The sequence below is a fragment of the Stenotrophomonas sp. 2YAF22 genome, from assembly GCF_052114665.1.
GTDB classification, from domain to species: Bacteria; Pseudomonadota; Gammaproteobacteria; order Xanthomonadales; family Xanthomonadaceae; genus Stenotrophomonas; species Stenotrophomonas indicatrix.
In genome coordinates, this window is sequence record NZ_JBFRFE010000589.1 from 1 (window position 1) to 2761 (window position 2761).

The window sequence follows — 2761 nt, forward strand, 5'->3', positions numbered from 1 at the left end:
CCTTGGGGCAGTGCACCGGTGGCGATGGTGTCGGCCAGACGCATGACTTCATCTGCAGGTACGCGTGTTGAGAGTCCGGCGCGGATGCCGACGGTCAGGGCGCTGGAGAGGACCGTGAAGCCGAGCAGGATGCCGACGAAGCGCGTCGTCGCACTGATGCCCGAGGCCATGCCTGCGCGGTCGCGGGGGGCCGAGCCGATGATCGCCTTGGATGTTTCGCCGTTGAGGATGCCACCGCCTGCGCCGATGATGACCATCGCCAGCAGCGCCACCGTCGGCTGGTTGTGCCATGCACCGATACCGGCCAGCGCATTGCCGGCGGCAGTGGTGGACAGGCCGATGGCCAGCACCATCCCACTCGACAATCGTCTGCCCAGGCGCCTGCCCACGCTGGGGAACAGCAGCATCGCCGCAGCGAACGGCAGCATGCCGGCGCCCGTGGCCAGTGCACTCAGGCCGACGCCGTTCTGCAGGTACTGCGGCAGCATCGAGGCCATCACCTGCGCGCTGACCGCGTAGCCGACCATGGCGATCAGGGCACCGACAAAGCGCGGGCTGGCAAGCAGCCGCAGGTCGACCATCGGATGCCGACGCTTGAGCTCGATGCAGGTGAACAGCGCGGCCATCGCGATGCCCAGGCCCAGGCCGGCCAGGGCCACCGCCGATGTCCATCCCTGCGCGAGTCCTTCCACGAGGAAGAACACGATGCCGAAGATCGCCACGCTGAAGGTGATGATGCCGGGCGGATCGAGCGGGCGTACCACCGTGTCGGCAGTGTCGGGAACCCAGCGGATCGCACCATAGGCCAGGAAGGCGAGGAAGGGCAGGATCGCGATGAACACCGAGCGCCATCCCCACAGCGAGGACAACAGCCCACCGATAAGCGGCGAGAGCACCATCATCATGCCCATTGCCGTGCCCCAGAAGGCCCAGGCATCGTCGCGTTGCTTGCCCTCGTGGAATTCGTGGCCGATCACCGACAGTGATGGGGCCAGCAGGAAAGCGGCACCCACGCCCTGCAACGCTCGGGCCACATACAGCGCACTGGCCGTGGGGGCCAGCGCGCAGGTCAGCGATGAGAGGGCGAACAGTGCGATGCCGATCAGCAGCACCCGCCTGCGGCCATGGCGATCGGCGATGGCACCGGCGGGCAGAAGCAGCGAGGTGAAGGTCAGGATGTAGCAGCTGATCACCCATTCGATGTCGGCGAAGTCAGCCTGCAGATCCCGCGCGATGGTCGGCAGCGCGACGGCCACGGCGTTGGTTTCCAGCACCGTCATCGTGCAGCCGAGCGAGGCGATGATCAGGATCCAGTTGGGCGGTCTGCGGCGGGGGAAGAGGGACACCGGGCACTCGGGTGGGGAAGGACGAAGGCCCATTCAAGCAACTTCGACTGTTTGTTTCATTGCCGGTGTTCTTCAAGTACGTTAGGCCAAAGCTAACGAGCCGGCACGCATGGACCGTCGACATCTGCAGTACTACGTCGCACTGGCCGAGGAGCTGCATTTCGGGCGCGCCGCGCTGCGCCTGGGCATCGCCACGCCGACGCTGAGCGTTCAGATCCAGCAGATCGAGCGTCGCCTGGGCACCCCCTTGTTTGATCGCAGTAGGCGCGAGGTCACGCTGACCTCTGCCGGTGCGATCTTCCTGGCCGAAGCACGCAACGTGCTGCGCCAGTTCGAGCAGGCAGAGGCCGTGGGCCGCCGCGCTGGTCGCGGGGAAATCGGCAGGATCGAGATCGGCTACGTAGGTTCGGCGGTCCATGCCGGCGCGCTGCAGGAGCAGTTGCAGCGGTTCCGCAGCGCATCGCCCGACGTGGAGCTGAAGGTCGGCGAATGGCCGATGGCCGACCTGCCGGACCTCCTGCTGGACGGTCGCATCGATGTGGTGTTCTGCCGGCTTCCGATGGAGGTGCCCGATGCGCTCGGTTCGCACATCCTGATCGAAGATCAGTTCTGCGTGGCGTTGCCGGCATCGCATGCGCTGGCCCACGCGGGGGTGCCGGTGCAGCCGGTGCTGCTGGCGAAGGAGGCGTTCATCATGCCGGAGCAGCCCGCAGGCACGCTGGAAGTCGCCCGCCGTGGCGGATTCGTGCCGGACATCCGTTCCCGTCCCGGTCATCTTGTCGCGGTGCTCGCGCAGGTCTCGGTGGGCGATGGCGCCGTGGCGATCGTGCCATCGGTGCTGCAGCGGACGCTGCTGCTGCCAGGCGTGGTGTATCTGCCGATCGCCGGGCCGGTCATCGCCTCGACCATCGCAGCGCTGTACCGTGAACAGGAAACATCGCCAGCGGTCCGCCGGCTCATCGAGCAGGTGCGGCGTACGCCCTCCCGGCGCATCGACATGCTGCCCTTGCCCTGAGGCCCTGCCGGACGACGTTGCCGGGCTGCCCGCAATGGCCTTGCTACACTGGCCGCATTCGATCTTCCACCGGATCATCAGATGAACAACGGGAACGGTCCGCAGACAGTCCGCTGAGCCGCAACAACGGTACGCACGTTGTTGCGGTGATCTTGTCCTGCGATTTCCACGCACTGGGTTGATCACCGCCGGATTCCCTCCTGAGCGGATGTTTCCCCATGTCTGATCGAAAAGCCCTTCGCTGGGCCCATTCCCTGCCGGGCGCCATCGTGTTGATGGCCCCCTTCGACCTCCTGGCCTCGCTGGCCATGGATATCTACCTGCCGGTCGTATCGGCCATGCCGCAGGCACTCGGCACGTCGCCTGCCCTCATCCAGTTGAYGCTGAGCCTGTACATGCT

At 66.3% G+C, this 2761-nt stretch carries 2 protein-coding genes and 1 pseudogene; 2 read left to right on the forward strand and 1 reads right to left on the reverse strand.

What is annotated here, in order from left to right; all coding sequences use genetic code 11:
- Positions 1 to 1346, reverse strand: a 1346-nt coding sequence (locus AB4Y84_RS18580; protein WP_442250628.1) for an MFS transporter, incomplete at its 3' end; no start/stop codon positions are given.
- Positions 1347 to 1455: 109 nt separating this feature from the next.
- Between AB4Y84_RS18580 and AB4Y84_RS18585 the strand changes: the two genes are divergently transcribed.
- Together AB4Y84_RS18585 and AB4Y84_RS18590 are read left to right on the forward strand one after the other, a co-directional pair.
- Positions 1456 to 2361: a LysR family transcriptional regulator gene (locus tag AB4Y84_RS18585; RefSeq protein WP_442244524.1), complete on the forward strand. Its 906-nt coding sequence runs from the start codon at positions 1456 to 1458 to the stop codon at positions 2359 to 2361.
- 218 nt (positions 2362 to 2579) lie between these two features.
- A pseudogene (locus AB4Y84_RS18590) lies at positions 2580 to 2761 on the forward strand (CmlA/FloR family chloramphenicol efflux MFS transporter); the annotation flags it as partial.